Source organism: Streptomyces sp. NPDC007856 (assembly GCF_042868225.1).
GTDB lineage: Bacteria > Actinomycetota > Actinomycetes > Streptomycetales > Streptomycetaceae > Streptomyces.
Genome location: NZ_JBIAEC010000018.1, coordinates 173046 through 190724 on the forward strand (window position 1 = coordinate 173046; position 17679 = coordinate 190724).

The 17679-nt window shown below is 72.3% G+C and carries 16 protein-coding genes; 5 read left to right on the plus strand and 11 right to left on the minus strand.

All coding sequences use genetic code 11. From position 1 onward, the window contains the following. Positions 1-69 precede the first annotated feature (69 nt). The gene (locus tag ACFYOH_RS35305) at positions 70-957 is read right to left on the minus strand and encodes a LysR family transcriptional regulator ArgP (RefSeq protein ID WP_388634397.1); all 888 of its coding nucleotides are present in this window, start codon (positions 955-957) and stop codon (positions 70-72) included. A gap of 66 nt (positions 958-1023) precedes the next feature. On the opposite strand from ACFYOH_RS35305, the gene ACFYOH_RS35310 reads away from it, so the two are divergent. Together ACFYOH_RS35310 and ACFYOH_RS35315 are read left to right on the plus strand one after the other, a co-directional pair. Continuing rightward, a complete protein-coding gene (locus tag ACFYOH_RS35310) occupies positions 1024-1641 on the plus strand; it encodes a LysE/ArgO family amino acid transporter (protein WP_388634399.1) in 618 nt (205 codons plus the stop codon). Positions 1642-1750: 109 nt separating this feature from the next. Then, positions 1751-3052, plus strand: coding sequence for an MFS transporter (locus ACFYOH_RS35315; RefSeq protein WP_388634441.1), 1302 nt, complete (start codon positions 1751-1753; stop codon positions 3050-3052). Position 3053: 1 nt separating this feature from the next. Here ACFYOH_RS35315 and ACFYOH_RS35320 read toward each other — a convergent pair whose 3' ends face one another. Together ACFYOH_RS35320 and ACFYOH_RS35325 are read right to left on the minus strand one after the other, a co-directional pair. Beyond that, positions 3054-3512, minus strand: a complete 459-nt coding sequence (locus ACFYOH_RS35320) for a cyclic nucleotide-binding domain-containing protein (protein ID WP_388634402.1) — start codon at positions 3510-3512, stop codon at positions 3054-3056. Positions 3513-3792: 280 nt separating this feature from the next. Next, positions 3793-4035, minus strand: a complete 243-nt coding sequence (locus ACFYOH_RS35325) for a hypothetical protein (RefSeq protein ID WP_388634405.1) — start codon at positions 4033-4035, stop codon at positions 3793-3795. Positions 4036-4171: 136 nt separating this feature from the next. On the opposite strand from ACFYOH_RS35325, the gene ACFYOH_RS35330 reads away from it, so the two are divergent. Beyond that, positions 4172-4603, plus strand: coding sequence for an ATP-binding protein (locus ACFYOH_RS35330; protein WP_388634407.1), 432 nt, complete (start codon positions 4172-4174; stop codon positions 4601-4603). Between the two features lie 239 nt (positions 4604-4842). Then, entirely contained in the window at positions 4843-5697 is an 855-nt protein-coding gene (locus tag ACFYOH_RS35335; protein WP_388634409.1) for a SigB/SigF/SigG family RNA polymerase sigma factor, read from the plus strand. An 18-nt stretch (positions 5698-5715) separates the two neighbouring features. Here the strand turns inward: ACFYOH_RS35335 and ACFYOH_RS35340 are convergent, their stop codons facing one another. From ACFYOH_RS35340 to ACFYOH_RS35355, 4 genes are all read right to left on the minus strand, one after another. After that, positions 5716-7938 (minus strand): FUSC family protein, encoded by a 2223-nt coding sequence (locus ACFYOH_RS35340; RefSeq protein ID WP_388634444.1) that lies wholly within the window; start codon positions 7936-7938, stop codon positions 5716-5718. Positions 7939-8056: 118 nt separating this feature from the next. Next, positions 8057-9433, minus strand: coding sequence for an NAD(P)/FAD-dependent oxidoreductase (locus tag ACFYOH_RS35345; RefSeq protein ID WP_388634447.1), 1377 nt, complete (start codon positions 9431-9433; stop codon positions 8057-8059). 199 nt (positions 9434-9632) lie between these two features. Continuing rightward, positions 9633-10067 carry an ATP-binding protein gene (locus ACFYOH_RS35350; RefSeq protein ID WP_388634412.1) on the minus strand — a complete coding sequence of 145 codons (435 nt, stop codon included), beginning with the start codon at positions 10065-10067 and terminating at the stop codon, positions 9633-9635. Between the two features lie 165 nt (positions 10068-10232). Beyond that, the gene (locus tag ACFYOH_RS35355) at positions 10233-12131 is read right to left on the minus strand and encodes an AMP-dependent synthetase/ligase (RefSeq protein ID WP_388634415.1); all 1899 of its coding nucleotides are present in this window, start codon (positions 12129-12131) and stop codon (positions 10233-10235) included. A 148-nt stretch (positions 12132-12279) separates the two neighbouring features. On the opposite strand from ACFYOH_RS35355, the gene ACFYOH_RS35360 reads away from it, so the two are divergent. Beyond that, complete coding sequence (locus ACFYOH_RS35360) at positions 12280-12513, plus strand: DUF6480 family protein (protein ID WP_388634417.1); 234 nt, start codon at positions 12280-12282, stop codon at positions 12511-12513. A 10-nt stretch (positions 12514-12523) separates the two neighbouring features. On the opposite strand, the gene ACFYOH_RS35365 is transcribed toward ACFYOH_RS35360, so the two are convergent. The 4 genes from ACFYOH_RS35365 to ACFYOH_RS35380 form a co-directional block, all read right to left on the minus strand. Next, positions 12524-13612: a glutamate--cysteine ligase gene (locus ACFYOH_RS35365; protein WP_388634420.1), complete on the minus strand. Its 1089-nt coding sequence runs from the start codon at positions 13610-13612 to the stop codon at positions 12524-12526. A 90-nt stretch (positions 13613-13702) separates the two neighbouring features. Next, on the minus strand, positions 13703-15904 hold the full coding sequence (gene glgB, locus ACFYOH_RS35370) for a 1,4-alpha-glucan branching enzyme (protein WP_388634423.1): 2202 nt from the start codon (positions 15902-15904) through the stop codon (positions 13703-13705). Between the two features lie 4 nt (positions 15905-15908). Then, positions 15909-17273 carry a maltokinase gene (locus tag ACFYOH_RS35375; RefSeq protein WP_388634426.1) on the minus strand — a complete coding sequence of 455 codons (1365 nt, stop codon included), beginning with the start codon at positions 17271-17273 and terminating at the stop codon, positions 15909-15911. A gap of 31 nt (positions 17274-17304) precedes the next feature. Further along, positions 17305-17679 (minus strand): alpha-glucosidase C-terminal domain-containing protein (locus ACFYOH_RS35380; RefSeq protein ID WP_388634429.1); only part of this gene is annotated, 375 nt, incomplete at its 5' end.

Here is a 17679-nt window from a genome sequence, read left to right on the forward strand (position 1 = left end):
CCGTACTCCGCAGGGCCCTTCCGTCGGGGCGGAACGGATAAAACGTCAACGGATGAACGTGTCCGGCCGTCAGCGGCGCAGTGCCTCGGCCGCAGTCGCCGTCACCGCCTCGGCGAGCGCGGCCAGCGCGGGGGAGTCCAGCCTCCACTGCTGCCAGTACAGCGTGACGTCCATCCACTCCCCGGGCGCGAGAAGCACCAGCCGGTCCTGCGCCAGCAGCGGACCCGCCTGGACCTCCGGCACCATGCCCCAGCCGAGTCCGGCGGCGACCGCGTCCAGGAAGCCCTCCGAGGTGGGCACGAGGTGCCTGAGCGGGCCGGCGGAGCCGCGGCCCAGTCGGCGTACGAAGGCGTCCTGGAAGTCGTCCTTGCGGTCGAAGACCACGACGGGGGCCTCGGGCAGCGCCTCCGGCAGCGGCCGCCCGCCGAGGTGGGCCGTGGTGAACTCCGGTGCGGCGACCGGCAGATACCGCATCCGGCCGAGCGGCCGGACCGTGCAGCCCGGCACCGGATCGGCGGCGGTGGTCACCGCCGCCATCACCAGACCCTCGCGCAGCAGGGCCGCGGTGTGGTCCTCGTCCTCCCGGTGCAGTTCGAAGCAGAGCCCCGCCACCCGCGTCAGCGCCGGCAGGAACCAGGTCGCCAGCGAGTCCGCGTTCACCGCCACCGACACCCGCGTCGGCTCCCCGGCACCGCTCAGCCCGAGTTCGCCCCAGGCGTCCCGTTCCAGCCGGGCGAGCTGCCGGGCGTACCGCACCAGCACCGCGCCCGACTCCGTCGGCCGCACCGGCTTGGTGCGCTGCAGCAGCACCCGGCCGGTGCGCTGTTCGAGCGCCTTGACCCGCTGGCTGACCGCCGACGGGGTCACATGCAGGGCGGCCGCGGCGGCGTCGAAGGTGCCCTCGTCCACCACGGCGAGCAGGGTCCGCACCTGCTCCAGGGGAAGCTCGGTCATCACAAGCGCTAAGGGTACGTAAGAATCTTTAGCTGTACTTGCGAGGCACCGGCTTCTTAGGTTCGAGGCATGAACCACGCCCTGACCGCCGCGGCCACCGGATTCGGCACCGGCCTCTCCCTGATCGTCGCCATCGGCGCCCAGAACGCCTTCGTCCTGCGGCAGGGGGTGCGCCGGGACGCGGTCCTCGCCGTGGTGGGCATCTGCGCCCTGTCCGACGCGGTGCTCATCGCGCTCGGCGTCGGCGGGGTGGGCGCGGTCGTGGTGGCGTGGCCGGGCGCGGTCCGGGCCGTCGGGATCACCGGCGGTCTCTTCCTGCTCTGCTACGGCGTCCTCGCCGCCCGCCGGGTGCTCAGACCGGGCGCGGCCGGCCTGAGCACCGAGGGCGAGGCCGCGGGCTCCCGGCACCGGGCGGTGCTCACCTGTCTGGCGATGACCTGGCTGAACCCGCACGTCTACCTGGACACGGTGTTCCTGCTCGGCTCCCTCGCGGCCGACCGGGGCGCGCTGCGCTGGACCTTCGGGCTCGGCGCCGCGCTCGCCAGCCTGTGCTGGTTCGCCGCCCTCGGCTTCGGCGCCCGGCTGCTCGGCCGCTTCCTGGCCCGGCCGACGGCGTGGCGGGTCCTGGACGGCCTGGTAGCCGTCACCATGCTGGCGCTGGGGGCCACGCTCATGGCCGGATCCTGAGGCCGGATGCCGAGCAGAACCCGTTCGGTGTGCACAGGGACAGCCGAGATAGTTAGGCTCTCGAATCGAAAAGATGCAGCGAGCAACCTCCATCGGCAACAGGACACCCGTGGACACCAGCGAGAGCAGCAGCACCACCGAATCCGGCGCCGCGCCGGACGCCGCCGCGCCACCCCGGCGCGGCTGGCGCCGCTGGGCGATGGACACCCGTCCACTGAGCATCCCGGCCTACCGGCGCCTGTGGACGTCGACCATCGTCACCGCCGTCGGCAGCCAGCTCACCGCCGTGGCCGTGCCCAAGCAGGTCTACGACGTCACGCACTCCTCGGCGTGGGTCGGCTACGCGAGCCTGGCCGGACTCGTGCCGATGGTGGTGTTCGCGCTGTGGGGCGGCGCGGTCGCCGACACCGTGGACCGCCGCAAGCTGCTGCTGGTCACCAACACCGGTATCGCGGTCACCTCGCTGCTGTTCTGGGCCCAGGCCGTCACCGGGACGGACTCCGTCGCCGTCCTCATGGTGCTGCTCGCGTGCCAGCAGGCGTTGTTCGGCCTCAACTCCCCGGCCCGCAACGCCTCCATCGCCCGGCTGGTCCCCGCCGAGCAGTTGCCCGCCGCGGGCGCGCTCGGCTCCACCGTGATGCAGACCGGCATGGTCGCCGGGCCGCTGCTCGCCGGTGTGCTGATCCCGGTCATCGGGCTGCCCGAGCTGTACCTCATCGACGCGGTGGCGCTGTGCGTGACCGAGTGGGCCGTCTTCCGGCTGCCCGCGCTGCCCCCGCTCGGCGCGGCCGCCGCCCGCCGGGCCGGGGTGCGTGAAATCGCCGCCGGGTTCAGGTACATCTCCCGGCACAAGGTCCTGCTGCTGTCCTTCCTCGCCGACATCGTCGCCATGGTCCTCGGCATGCCCCGCGCCCTGTTCCCGCAGCTCGCGGCGCAGACGTACCACTCCTACGGCGAAGGGCTCGCGCTCGGTGTGCTGTTCGCCGGCATCCCCGTCGGCGCGGTGCTCGGCGGCCTGTTCTCCGGGGTGTTCTCCCGGGCCCGCCGGCACGGCTGGATGGTCGTCGGGGCGGTCGTCGGCTGGGGCGTGGCCGTCGCGGGGTTCGGGCTGAGCCGCAATCTCTGGGTGGCCCTGGCCTTCCTCGCCGCGGCCGGTGTCGCCGACATGGTCTCGATGGTCTTCCGCGGCGCGATCCTCCTGTCGGCCGCGACCGACGAGATGCGCGGCCGGATGCAGGGCGTGTTCACGGTGGTCGTCGCGGGCGGGCCGCGCCTGGCCGACGTACTGCACGGCACGGCCGGCTCGGCCTTCGGCCCGCGCGCCGCGGTGGCGGGCGGTGGCGCGCTGGTGGTCGTGGTGATGCTGGCCCTGGCCGCCGCCGTACCGGCGCTGCGCCGCTACCGGATCTGAGTCACACCAGGCCGCCGCGCCCCTTGGTCATGTACTGGTCCATCAGCTTCCCCCGGGTCGTCTCCAGGCGGTGGGCGAGGATCTCGGCCACCGTCCGCACCAGCGAGAGCCCGAGCAACGGGTCCTCCACGCACAGCGCGAGCACCGAGGGCCCGTCGAACTCGTAGGCCCGTACATTGCTGAAGGCCACCGCGCCGAAGTCCCACTGGTACGGCGGGAACAGCCAGGACCAGCCGAGCATGTCGCCCGCGCCGAGCGTGGCGACGGTGACCCGCTGCCGTGAGGTGACCTGCTGGTCCAGGTGGACCGCCCCGGAACGGATCACCCAGAACCGGTCGGCGGTGCCGCCCGCCTCGAAGATGCGGGTGTCCTCCGGGAACGAGACCTCCTTGGCCAGTTCCATCAGGCGCTCGCGCTGCGCATACGGCAGGGCGGTCAGCAGTTTTATCGCTTTGGTCATGGCGCGGGGCTCCTCGCCGAGGGGTTCGGGGGTGCTTTCCCTAAGCCCATTTCAGCCGCTGCCGCCCCTGCGGGCACCTCGAAGGGCCTGGATTTCCTCGGCGCGGGGCCGGCCCCGCGCCGGTTGCGGGCAGCAAGAAGCCCTGGCTGGACGGGGGAGGCCAGCCAGGGCCGTCTGCGGTGACGCCACGGGGGGAGGAAGGACGGTTCCGGTCACCCCCGGCATCACGTATGTATGAACGATAAACCATCCGGCGGGTGTTCTACCAGTCGGTAGCAGGTCACGTGACCTGTTTCACGCCTTCCGCGGGATCCCGCGGTCCACCCGGGCAGACGATCTCCTCCAGCACCCGCGCCACCGCCTCGAACGCCCAGGCCCGGGCCGTCGCCTCCCGAGCGCCGTCCGGATCCGTCGCCGTCAGGTTCTGTGCGCGTTCCCGCCAGGCCCGCTCCTCCGCGGCCGCGTGCTCCCGGCCGCGCTGGATGCGCCGCAGCAATTCATCCGCGTCCACGACATCGGTCATACCGGTCTGGTACCCGCATGGCCGCTGTGATGACACGGGCACCGACGGTGTTTGACAGCTCCGGAAGGGGTGAGGCGGAAAGCAGGGAGCCCGGCAAACCGGGCATTCATCCGGGCATCGCCTCAGGGAGGAAGGGATGCGCGACAAGCACCGGACCACCTGCCGCACGACGCTGTGGGAACCGCGCCGCCACCTGCCGTGCCGGCCGGCCGAAGCCCGCAGAACCGTGGAGAGCGTGGTGGCCGAGCGATGCCGGGCCCGCGCCATCCCCTGCGGTGCGGCGGCCATGGAGGACGCCCTGCTGGTCACCTCCGAACTCACCACCAACGCCATCCTGCACGGCGGTGGCATCACCGGCTTCGACGTCGACGTGGACTCCGGCGGCGTACGGGTGTCGGTGAGCGATCGCAGTGACGACGTGCCGGTGGCCGCCCCGGCCGCAGAGCGGGGCCCCACCCGGCTCGGCGGCCGGGGCTGGCCCATCGTCTGCCGCCTGGCCCGGGACGTCCGGGTCGCCCAGCTGCCCTGTGGCGGCAAGCGCATCACGGCCGTCGTACCGCTGCGCTGAAGCCGTGCGGAAGGGGAAGGTTCGCCTCCGGCGTGTTTGCTCCCCGGAGCGAGGGGCAGGCGGAATCTCGTGCTTCGGACCGGAGGCGCGCGCCCAGTGGGAACCGTACGACTGCCTGGGTCCCCCTCTCGTCGGACCGGGCGAGCGACCCGCGGCGAACCCTGACACCACCGTTCGGGCCCGGCCCCAGAACCCTTTCCGGCCGCGCGCCCTGAAACCACGTTCAGGAGCGATTCCGCATGCTGACCGACACGTCGACAAGCCGTCCCGGCACCACCACCACGGACTCCGCCGCTGCCGCTCCCGCGCGGCGGCCCCATGACGACGCCCCCGACACCGCCGCCCTGTTCGCCCGGCTGGCGGCACTGGACGACGGCCCCGAGCGCGACGGCGTACGCGACGAACTCGTCGCCGCCTGGCTCCCCATGGCCCACCGGATCGCCGGCCGCTTCCGGGACCGGGGCGAGTCCGTCGAGGACCTGCGACAGGTGGCCGCGCTCGGGCTGGTCAAGGCCGTCGACCGGTTCGACCCGTCCCGCGGGGCCTTCGAGAGCTACGCCGTGCCGACCATCACCGGCGAGGTCAAGCGGCACTTCCGGGACCGGATGTGGGCTCTGAGGGTGCCGCGCCGGGTGCAGGAACTGCGCAACCGGGTGCGTGTGGCCCGGCGCGAGCTCACCCAGCACCCGGGCAGCCCCGAACCCACCCTCGCCGACATGGCCGCCCACACCGGCCTCACCGAGGAGGAGGTCGGCACCGGCCTGGAGGCCCTGGAGAGCTTCAGCACCCTGTCCCTGGACGCCGAATTGTCCACCGGGGACGACGGCTACAGCCTCGCCGACACCCTCGGCGCGACGGACACCTCGTACGACGTCGTGGTCGACCGCGAGGCCGCCAAGGAGGGACTGCGCCGACTGCCCGAGCGGGAACGGGCCATCCTCTACATGCGGTTCTTCGAGGACATGACGCAGAGCCGCATCGCCGACCGGCTGGGCATCTCCCAGATGCACGTCTCCCGGCTGATCAGCCGCAGCTGCGCCCGCGTCCGCGACGAGGCCATGGGCCGGCGCGCATGCGGCACGGACCCGGCATGAGCGCACGTCCGGCGGCCGTCACTTCTTCGGCCGGTCCGCGCCGCTGGTGAGGCCCAGCGGCCGGGCCAGGCCCGAGACCGCCTCGTCCAGCCGCTGCAGATGGCGCAGCACCCGGTCGGTGACCCGGCCGTAGCGCGGGGTGCGCAGGGTTCCCGGCTCCAGCATCGAGGCGATGCTGGGGCCGGTCTCGATCTCCGCCGTGGCACGCGGGTCGGCGACATGCGCGGCGATCGCCTCGATGTTGTGCACGATCCGCGCGCCCGCCCCGCGCAGCCGGGGATCCGCGGCGATCGACGGATGCGTCGGCAGCAGCTCGGCCGTGGCCGCGAGCGAACGCCCGTGGTAGGCACAGGTCTCCAGCAGCGCCACCACGTACCGGGCGGTGTCCCGGCGGGAGCGCAGCGGGGTGATCGGATGGGTCAGCGGCTGGGTGGCCGCGCGCAGGTCGGCCAGCGCCTGGTCCAGATCGCGCGCCTGCTCCACCAGATCGGCGCCCGCCCCGCCGCTCAGCTGGTCCACGGCGGCCCGGGTGACATCGGCGAGCCGGTCCAGGACCGTCACGAGCAGTTCGTTGGTACGGCGGTCGGTGCGGATCGGCAGCACCACCGCCGCCGCGACCACCCCGCAGGCCGCGCCCAGCGCCGTCTCCTCCACCCGCAGCACCAGCACCGACATGCTGTAGGTGTTCAGTAGCGTGTACAGCAGGCCCAGCATCGCCGTCACGAAGAACGACATCAGCGTGTACGACAGCGGCGCGGTGTAGAACATCGCGAAGATGAACACCAGCACCAGGCCGAACGCCGTCCAGGTGTGGTGCCCGACCAGACCGGCGAGCACGATACCGGCCAGCACGCCGAGGACCGTGCCCAGCAGCCGCCGGTAGCCCTTCACCAGGATCTCGCCGGTCGAGGCGGTGTTGAGGAACACGATCCAGCAGGTCAGCACCGCCCAGTACCAGCGCTGGCCGGACAGCAGCTCGCCGCCCGCGATGGCCAGCGCGGAGCCGACGCCCACCTGGACCGCGGCCCGTGTCGTGGGCCGCTGCAGACCGCTCGGTCCCGGCTCCTCCGCCTCGGCCTCCTCGCCCGCCTCGATCGCTGCGTCCTCCGCGTCCAGCTCCTCGCGCGAGCGGGTCGTCGCCGGGGTGTCGTCGGACTCGTCCTGCGGCCCGTCCAGCGCGACCCGCAGCCCCAGCGAGGCCCTGGCGGCCTCGCCGAGCCCACGGAAGACGTCCTGCACCGCCGGCGAGGCCTTGGGGAGGTTCTCCTCCTCGCGGTAGCCGAGCAGCCGGTTGCGCACCTGGGCGAGCGCGGTGCCCCGCGCCTCGCCGACCGGCCGCAGCATCAGCAGCCGCAGCGCCTGCAGATCACGGCGCAGCGCCGCCGTGGCCTCGTCCCGCACCGGCAGCTCCCCGCCGGAGGGCAGCACGGCGCCCGGCAGATGCAGGGTGAGGGTGTCGGTCCGCTCGGCGCTGCGCGCGGTGAGCAGCAGCAGCCCGAGCCGCTCGGAGGCGATCTCGGCGTCCGCGATCCGGCGCTGCAGCAGGCGGCCCACCGCCGCGTCGGAGGTGCCGTCCTCCAGCCGCCCCTGGATCAGCAGCGCCGTCTCGTGCAGCCGAGCGGTGGCGGTGCGCAGAGCGTCCAGGACCTTGTCCACGTCGTCCGGTCCGGCGTCCAGCAACTCGGTCTGTACGGCGATCAGCTGCGCGAGCCGGGCGCGGAACGCCCGCCGCAGCCGGTCCAGGGTGCCCGCCGGGGTCTGCGGCAGCAGCACGAAGCGCGCGGTGGCGCTGCACGCGAAGGCCACGCAGATGCCCCCGTACAGCGCCGGCAGCGCCGCGGTGGTGGCGTGCACGAACAGGGAGAGGAAGTAGATCTGAAAGCCGATCAGGCCGAGCGCCGTGCCGCGGTCGCCGAACCGGCGGCTGTAGACGGCACAGAAGATGAGGACGACGAAGAACAGGTCCCCGACGACGACCCGTTGGTTCAGCAGTGCGCCCAGCGACACCGACGCCAGCGCCACCGGCAGGCCGAGCGCGAGCGTCACGGCCTGCGCCGAGCGCTGCTTCTCCCGGATGGCGAAGGTCGACACCATCGCCGCCATGGCACCGACGACCAGTTGGGGCACAGGCACGCGCAGGGCGGCCAGCACGGCGAGGGTGAGCGCGATCGCGGTGACCGTGCGCAGCCCGGCGGTGAGCCGGAGCAGCCCCGGATCGGACGCCGCGAGCCGGTCCCACATCCGTACCCGCCCAGGTCGTCCCGCTGTGCTCACGCCGCCGCGCTCTCTCCCGTGCCGGAAATCGATCTCCGACCCAGCATCGCACGACGGCCTGGGCTACTTGTGTCCCCTCCTCACCTCAGGCGCTCCCGGCGCTCGTGCCCTCCACCCGGGCCCGCACCTGTTCCGGGGACAGATACGAGTCGGTGAACTCGAAGTCCTTCAGCCGGGCCGGCTTGCGGGTCTGGAAGCCGGTGCGCACGAAATCGTCACCGGCGACGGCGTTCAGCAGCCAGTTGGTCATGACCCGGGTCTTGGCGACGTTGGTGCGCAGCGCCGACCAGTGGTAACCGCGGGCCACCACCTGGGCCGGCAGCCCGCGCAACTCGACGCCGAGCGGCTTGGAGACCGCGTCCTTGCCGCCGAGGTCGACGACCAGACCCAGATCGTGGTGCACATACGGCGTCAGCGGCTGCCCCCGCAGGGTCGCGATGACGTTGTCGGCGACCTTCTTGCCCTGGCGCATGGCGTGCTGTGCGGTGGGCGGGCAGACCGCGCCCGGCTCGCCCTTGGCCTCGTCGGGCACGGCGGCCGCGTCCCCGAGCGCGAACACGCCGTCGTGACCCGGGAGGCACATCTCGGCGGTCACCGCCAGCCGGCCGCGGACCGTCTCCGCGCCGAGCGTGCCGATCAGCGGGCTGGCGACCACACCGGCCGTCCAGATCAGCGTGTGCGTCGGCACCACCCGGCCGTCGGTGAAGGTGACCTCCTCCGCGCCGGCCTTGTCGATCGACACGCCCAGCGACACCTCGATGCCGCGCCGCCCCAGGATCTCCTGCGCGCTGCGGCCGAGCTTCTCGCCCAGCTCCGGCATCAGCTTGGGCGCGATGTCGATCAGATGCCACCTGATCAGGCCGGGATCCAGACGCGGATAACGTTGTACCGCGGCGTGCGTCAGCCGTTGCAGACAGGCGGCGGTCTCCGTGCCGGCGTATCCGCCACCCACCACCACGAACTGCAGCCGCGCAGCCCGCTCCACCGGGTCGTCGCTGGCGTCCGCGAGATCGAGCTGCGAGATGACGTGGTCACGTATGTAGGCGGCCTCGGCCAGGGTCTTCAACCCGAAGGCGTGCTCGGTCAGCCCCGGGATGTCGAAGGTACGGGTCACGCTGCCGGGGGCCAGCACGATGTAGTCGTAGGGCTCGTTGACGGTCTTGTCGGTGATGGTGCGGACGACGCACACCTTGGACCTCAGGTCCACGCCGATCGCGCCACCCGGGATGATCCGGGTGCGGTACTTCTTGCTGCGGCGCAGGCTCAGGGCGATCGACTGCGGCGTGAGCACGCCGGAGGCGACCTGGGGCAGCAGGGGCAGATACAGCTGGTAGGAGTACGGCGTCACCAGGGTGACGTCGGCCTCGGCGGGAGCGAGTTTCCGCTCCAGGCGGCGGACGCACGCCACTCCGGCGAAGCCTGCGCCAACCACCAGGATCCTGGGTCGTGTCACGGTGTTCATCCCTTTCTGCGGCTCCAGGCGGTCCGACTCCACGCCGTTCGCCTGCCCTGATCGGTGGCACCAGCTTTGATCCCACCGTGCCCCGAGCTGTTCCGCCAGCCGGGCGCGGCAGGCAGACGAACGCGTGGGCACCAGCATGCCCCCGCTGCGGCTGGAGTAACCGGTTGCCGCACAGGTACACGTCGTACACACATCGCGGTCACCACGGCAGGAACACATGGACGTCCTTGCCCTCGTCGTCGACGACGACGCTGACCTGCGTGCACAGCGTGTGCACCAGATGCCAGCCGATGCCGCCGCCGCCCGTGCGCGGATGGAAGGGCCGCGGTTCCGGCTTGGTGGTGCTCGTGTCGCGCATCGTCACATGCACGCCGTCGAAGGTGCGGCGCATCCGCAGACCGAACGGCCCGGGCGCGTACTGGATCACGTTCGCGGCCAGCTCCGTCACCACCAGCAGTATGTCGTCCCAGTACTCGGGCGCGGCGGGCGGCGCCTGCGTGGCGAGCGCGCAGAGGAAGTCCTCCGCGGCGAGCCGGGCCTCCGTGACATTGCGTAGCTCACCGGCGAAGGAGAAGGTGCGCTCGTACCCGTCCTCCGCGGGCGGTGTGTCGTCCCCACGTGGCTGCGTCGCCATCTCGCAATCCCCGATCCTGGGCGGTCGGGGGCGCGGCGGGACCCCCCGGCCAGGACGGCTGTCGGTGCCGATCTCTTTCTGTGCTGCGAGTTCCCGCAGCCGGGCGGGATATCCGTCCGCCCCGGTTCATGCCCCCCTTCGGATGCCCCGACCCGGCGGACGGCGTCAGCGGAAGACGTCGTCCGGCTCGTCCCAGTCCGCCGGCTCCTGCGCGACACGCGCCGCCCGGGACCGCGCCTGATACATCGCGTCGATCTCGGCGGCGTAGTGCCGCACGATCACGTCCCGGCGCAGCTTCATCGACGGGGTGAGCAGTCCGTTGTCCGGGGCGAACGGCTCCGGGAGCACCCGGTAGACCCGGATGGACTCCGCGCGGGAGACGGCGCTGTTGGCCGAGGCGACGGCCCGCGCTATCTCGTCCCGCAGCGCGTTCTCCTCACGGCTCTCCCGGCCCGGCCTGTCGCCCTGGAGCGCCAGGGAGCCCCGCCAGTGCGCGAGGAAGTCCGGGTCCAGGGTGATCAGGGCACCGACACAGGGCCGGTCGTCGCCGATCACGACTGCCTGGTGGACCAGCGGATGCATGCGCAGCCGCTGCTCCAGCGGGGCCGGGGCGACGCTCTTGCCGCCGCTGGTGACGATGACGTCCTTCTTGCGCCCGGTGATCGTCAGATAGCCCTCGGAGTCCAGCCGCCCGATGTCCCCGGTGGCCAGCCAGCCGCCGCGCAGCGCGGCCCGCGTCGCCGCCTCGTCGCCGACATAGCCCTGGAACACCGACGGGCCGCGCACCAGGATCTCCCCGTCGTCGGCCACCTGGACCTCGGTGCCCGGCAGCGGCCGGCCGACCGTACCGGACTTCTCCCGGCCGAGCGGCTGCATGGTGATCCCGCCCGAGGCCTCGGTGAGGCCGTACCCGTCGTGGACGAACACCCCGATGCCCTCGTAGAACAGGCTCAGTTCACGGCTGAGCGAGCAACCGCCGGAGGTGCCGCGCACCGCCCGCCCGCCGAGCGCCGCGCGCAGCCTGCGGTACACCGTCCGCTCGTACAGGGCGTGCTGCAGCCTCAGCTCGAAGCCGGGCCCCGGCCCGGTGCCCAGCCGCTGGCGCTCCAGTGCCTGGGCGAAGTCCCGCGCGGTCTGCGCGGCCCGCTCGAACAGGGCACCCCGGCCCGCCTTCTCGGCCGCCTGCAGGAACTTCTTGTAGAGCTTTTCGAACACCGACGGCACGCCGTACAGATACGTCGGCCGGAACGTGGTCAGGGCCGAGGCCAGCGACGCCTCGGTCAGCTCCGGCTCGTGCCCCATCAGGACGCCGCCGCGCACGCACATCAGCATGATCATGAGGCCGTACACATGGGAGAACGGCAGAAAGGCCAGCACGGAGGGCTGTACGCCCGGCGGGGCCGCGGTGTGCAGCCAGCCGGCCAGCAGCGTGTCGCAGGGGTAGGCGAGGTTCCGGTGGCTCAGCGCGCAGCCCTGGGGACGGCCCGAGGTGCCGGAGGTGTAGACGACCGCGGCGGTCGCGTCAGGCAGCACGATCCGGCGCAGCGACTCCACCGTGGTGTCCGGCACGACCGTGCCCCGCTCGACGATTTCGGACAGCGCGCCCGCGTCCAGCTGCCAGACGTGGCGCAGCCGCGGCAGCCCGGTGCACACCGTGCCGACGGTCATGACGCCCTGCTCGTCCTCCAGGACCACGGCCACACAGCCGGCGTCCCGCAGGATCCACTCGACCTGGTCCCGTGAGGAGGCCGGATGGATCGGCACCACCTCGGCGCCCACGGCCCACAGCGCATGGCTGAACACGGTCCACTCGTAGCGGGTGCGGGACATCAGGGCCACCCGGTGGCCGGGGGAGATCCCTGCGGCGATCAGCCCCTTGGCCAGGTCGACCACCTGGTCGCGCAGCTCGACGGCCGTCACCTCCTGCCACACGGTGGCGGCGGGATCCACGCGATGGGCGAGCATCGGCAGGGCGGGACTGCGCTCCGCGGTGTCGAAGACGCTGTCGGCGAGGCCGCCGGTGAGCGGCGCGGCAACGGCGGGAGCGAGGGCGACGTCGCGCATGCGCTGCTCCTGGATGTACAGAGGGTCACCGCCGATCGGCTCAGTGTCGGCGGTGCTCGAATGTAGCCCAGCGGACCGCGTTCGGTGCCGGGAACGGGCAAGTCGTGATCGACTGATGATGTGGACGTGTCCTGGGGACTCGGCAGACATGAGTCATGTGAACCCCGATCCCGAACCCGAGCGGACCACCGGGCTGGAGCCCGGCGGCTCGGTACCGCCCGGCGAGACCCCGCCCGCCGAGAGCAGCCTGCCCGGGGCGGGGCCCCGTGAGACGCACAATCCACCGCGGGGCTGGGCCAAGGCGCCGCTGACGCTGATCCTCGTGCTCGTCGTCCTCGTCGCGCTGTTCTTCCTGGCCTACGCCCTGGTGCTGATCGTCTGACCGCGGGCGGTCAGCCCTGGGTACGCCGGACGCACTCGGTGACGACCCCCCGCAGGCCGCCGCCGTGCTCCAGCAGCCGACGCTGCTCGCGCGCCCCGTTGCCGCGCCGCAGCAGCTCCGTGATGCCCTGCTCCGCGCGGTCCGCGTCGCCGGCGGCGGTGAGCGCGTCCTGGGCGTACGCCAGCAGCGACCGCAGCACCTGCGGGGCGGGTTCGGGCCGCATGGCCACCGGGTCGAGCAGATTCTCCTCCAGGCCGAACCGGGCGGCCTGCCAGTCGGCGAGCCGCAGCAGGCTCACACTGTGGCCGGGCGCCGGCCGGCCGGCCCGCCAGTCCCGCGCGGCCGTCTCCACGAGCGCCCGGGTCAGCGTCGCGATCAGCACGGCGGTGTCCGCACCGAGACACACGTCCGCTACCCGGACCTCCACGGTCGGATAGCGGGCGGACAGCCGCGCGTCGAAGTAGACCATCCTCTTGTCCAGCACGGCACCGGTGGCCACCATCTCCGCCACCCGCCGGTGATACCGCTCGGGGGACCCGAACGGCTCGGTCGGCCCGGCCGACGGCCAGCGGTTCCACACCCGGCTGCGATAGCTGGCGTAACTCGTGTCCCGGCCCTGCCAGAAAGGCGAGTTCGCACTGATCGCGCGCAGTACCGGGAGCCATGGGCGGATCCGGTCCAGGACGGCGATGCCCTCGTCGTCGGACTCCACGCACACATGCACATGGCAGCCGCACACCAACTGCTCCCAGGTCGGTATCCCGTAGTGCTCGGCCAGCCACTCGTACCGCTCGTTCACGCTGAGGGCGGGGCTGACCGGCAGAGGAGACGTGGCCAGCGCCGCGACCGTGCAGCCGAGCTCCCCGGCGTGCCGCGCCGCCTCCTTGCGGCAGCGCACGATCTCCTCGCCGAGGTCCGCCATGTGCGCCTGTGGATGCGTGGCGAACTCCAGCATCTGCCGGAACAGCTCCTTCTCGAAGACGTGCTGCCCCGGATCGTCATGGGCGACCCGGGCGAGGACGGCCGCCGCCAGCGCCTTCGGTTCGCCGGTTTCCGGGTCGACCAGAAGGAGTTCCTCCTCCACTCCCACGGTGCGCACGTGGTGCCACCTTCCGTGTCCATGCCACGACGGGCAGGCCTGGTTCTACGCCCCCCGACTGCCCCTGGGCGGGCCGCCGACACCTGGTTTTCAGCGCTCGGGCGCCAGCCAGACCGTGGCGAGCGGCGGCAGCGTGAGCTTCAGGAACCCGTCCTCGGGCTTCAGCAGCCCCTGGGCGCCGACCCCGCTGCCGCCGTAGCGGACGTCGTCGGTGTTCAGCTCCTCCTGCCAGGCGGTGATCTCGTCGGGTACCCACAGCCGGTAGTCGTGCCGTACCACCGGTGAGAAGTTCGACACCGCGAGCAGGGGAGAGCCGTCTGCGGCGAAGCGCAGGAACGCGAAGACGTTGTCGTCCGCCGCGTCGCACAGCACCCACCGGAACCCGCCCGGGTCGGAGTCCCGCTGCCACAGCGCCGGCGTCTCCCGGTACGCGGTGTTCAGGTCCCGCACCAGATCCTGCACGCCCCGGTGGTCCCCGGCCGAGTGGTAGTCGTCGTCGAGCAGCCACCACTCGGGGCCGTGCGCCTCGGACCACTCCGCCCCCTGGGCGAACTCCTGCCCCATGAACAACAGCTGCTTGCCGGGATGGGCCCACATGAAGCCCAGATAGGCGCGATGGGTGGCCCGCCGCTGCCACCAGTCGCCGGGCATCTTCGACACCAGCGCCTGCTTGCCGTGCACCACCTCGTCGTGGGAGATCGGCAGCACATAGTTCTCGCTGTAGGCGTACACCATCGAGAAGGTCATCTCGTTGTGGTGGTACTTGCGGTGTACCGGCTCCTTCTGGATGTACTGCAGCGAGTCGTGCATCCAGCCCATGTTCCACTTCAGCCCGAAGCCGAGCCCGCCGCTGTCCGTCGGCCGGGTCACCCCGTCCCAGGCGGTGGACTCCTCCGCGATGGTCACCACCCCCGGGCAGCGCCGGTAGACAGTGGCGTTCATCTCCTGCAGGAAGGCGACCGCGTCCAGGTCCTCCCGCCCGCCGAACACGTTCGGCTCCCACTGGCCGGAGTCGCGCGAGTAGTCGAGGTAGAGCATCGAGGCGACGGCGTCCACCCGCAGCCCGTCGATGTGGAACTCCTGGCACCAGTACACCGCGTTGGCGACGAGGAAGTTGCGCACCTCGGTGCGGCCGTAGTCGAACTCGTACGTCCCCCAGTCAGGGTGCTCGGCGCGCGTCGCGTTCCCGGGCTCGTACAGCGGATCCCCGTCGAACCGGGCCAGCGCCCAGTCGTCCTTGGGAAAGTGTGCCGGCACCCAGTCCATGATCACGCCGAGGCCGGCCCGGTGCAGCGCGTCCACCAGGTACCTGAAGTCGTCCGGGGAACCGAGGCGGGGCGTGGGCGCGTAGTAGGAGGTGACCTGGTAGCCCCAGGAGCCGCTGAACGGATACCCGGCGACCGGCATCAGCTCGACATGCGTGAAGCCCATCTCCTTGACGTAGGCGGGGAGTTCCTCGGCCAGCTGGCGGTACGTCAGTCCGGGCCGCCAGGACGGCAGATGGACCTCGTACACCGAGAACGGCGCCTGGTGCACGGGCGTGTCGCCCCGGTGGGCCATCCACTCCGCGTCGCCCCACTCGTACCGCGAGACCGCGACGACCGACGCCGTGTCCGGCGGCACCTCCGTGCACCGGGCCATCGGGTCGGCCTTGAGGAACCGATGGCCGTAACGCGAGGTGATCTCGAACTTGTAGCGGGCGCCCTCGCCGATCCCGGGCAGGAACAGCTCCCACACACCGGACGCGCCCAGCGACCGCATCGGGTACTGCGTGCCGTCCCAGTACGTGAAGTCCCCGGCCACCCGCACCCCTTGGGCGTTGGGCGCCCACACGGTGAAGCGGGTGCCGGTCACGCCCTGGTGCGTCATCGGCTCCGCACCGAGCGCCTGCCACAGCTGCTCGTGCCGGCCCTCCCGGATCAGATGCAGGTCCAGCTCGCCCAGGGCGGGCAGGAAGCGGTACGGATCGTGCACCTCCTGCTCGGCGTCGTCGTAGGTCACCAGCAGCGTGTACGGCGGGATCTCCGGGTAGGGCAGTACGGCCGCGAAGAGACCGTCGCCCTCCGAGCGCAGGGGGTTGCGCATCCCGTCGACCACGACGCTCACCGCGCGCGCGTTCGGGCGCAGGGCCCGGAACAGCGTGCCGCCCGGCACCGGATGGGCGCCGAGCAGGGCGTGCGGATCGTGGTGGGCGCCGCCCAGAAGCCGGCCGCGATCGGCCGCGTCCAGGGGCAGGGCCGCGGCCGGCGCGCGGCCGGCGGCCTCCGGGAGCGAGGTGTCGCGCAGAGCCATGACGTCATCCTCCCCACACGGCGAGCCGCTTGATCGCCGCCATCGGTACCGGCAGCCAGTCCGGCCGGTGTCTCGCCTCGTACAGCACCTCGTAGACCGCCCTGTCCGTCTCGTGCGCGCGCAGCAGCGCGTGCTTCTTGCGTGGATCCCAGCCGGCGCGGGCCGCGTAGCCCGCGCAGAACGCCTCCCGGCAGCGGCGCGCCCATTCGGGTCGCCAGGGGCGGCGCTGCCGGGCCGCGTAGTCGAAGGAGCGCAGCATCCCCGCCACGTCCCGCACCGGGGACTGCGGGATCTGCCGCTCGGCGAGCGGCCGGGACGGCTCGCCCTCGAAGTCGATGACGAACCAGTCGCGGCCGGCCTGCAGCACCTGCCCGAGGTGCAGATCGCCGTGGATGCGCTGCGCGGGCGGCCCGGAGTCGCAGGTGGCGAGCGCACCGAACGCGGCCCGCAGCCCCGGCACGAAGGGCAGCAGCCCCGGCACGGCGTGCGCGGCCGCGTCCAGCCGTGCGCACATCGCTTCGGCCGTACGGCCGTTCTCGCTCGGCCCGGCCGGCGGGAACGCCTCGGCCAGCGCGAGGTGCACCTCGGCCATGGCCCGGCCCAGTGCCCGGGCCTCGGCGGTGAAGTCGTCGCCGGCCGCGAGCGCGTGCAGCGCGAGCGTCCAGCCGTCGGTCGCGTCCGGCAAGAACGGTTGCAGCACGCCGAGCGTGGCCGGCTGCGGCGCGGACGTACGGAACCAGGCCACCGGTGCCGGCACCCGGGTGCACCCCTGCGCGGCCAGCGCGGCCGTCACCTCCAGGTCCGGGTTGACGCCCGGCTGGATCCGGCGGAAGACCTTCAGGATGTACGCGTCGCCGTACACGATCGACGAGTTGGACTGCTCGGCGTCCAGCAGGCGCGGCGGCAGACCGCCGGGCAGATGGGCGGCCGGGTCGACCTCGAACCGCAGCGGGCCGACCGCTCCGGGCTGCCGCAGCCGCTCCAGCAGCAGGTTGGCCGAGCGCGGGTCGTGCAGCGCGTCGTACACCGCGAGCCCGGCGAACGGGCCGCGTTCGGCCCGCCCGATGTAGGCCCGCTCCAGTCGTGGGTTGAGGTGTTCGCGCAGGCCGAGCAGCAGTTGGTAGCAGTCACCGGGCGGGGGAGTGAAACCCGGTGCGGGCACGGGCGCGTGCGAGGCGTGCACCAGCAGATGCAGACATCCCGGGAACAGCTCGGTCAAGGAGAGCACTGTCAGATCGGTGACGGGCCGGTCCTTGCCCGCGAACCAGCGTTGCCTCGGCAGCCACTGGCGCAGCAGCTCGCCCAGCGAGACCTGCGGCCCGTCGAGGCCGACCGCGGTTCTCGGTCGGTCAGTGATGGTCTTCGGCATGGTGACGCGTCCTTTCCTCGGCGCCGCTCGTTCAGCGGCGGCGGCCGATGCGGGATGCGACTCGGGTGAGCCGGAACCAGTAGAAGCCGTGGCCTTGCAGGGTCAGCAGGTAGGGAAGTTCACCGATGGCGGGGAAGCGCACCCCGCCGATCAGCTCGACCGGGTGCCGGCCGTCGTAGGTCCGCAGGTCGAGCTCGGTGGGCTGGGCGAAGCGGGAGAAGTTGTTGACGCACAGCACCAGGTCGTCGCCGTACTCGCGCAGGAACGCCAGGACCGCCGGGTTGGAGGACTGCAGTTCGGTGAACGAGCCGAGTCCGAAGGCGGGGTTCTGCTTGCGGATCTCGATCATGCGCCGGGTCCAGTGCAGCAGCGACGACGGCGACGACATCGACGCCTCGACGTTGGT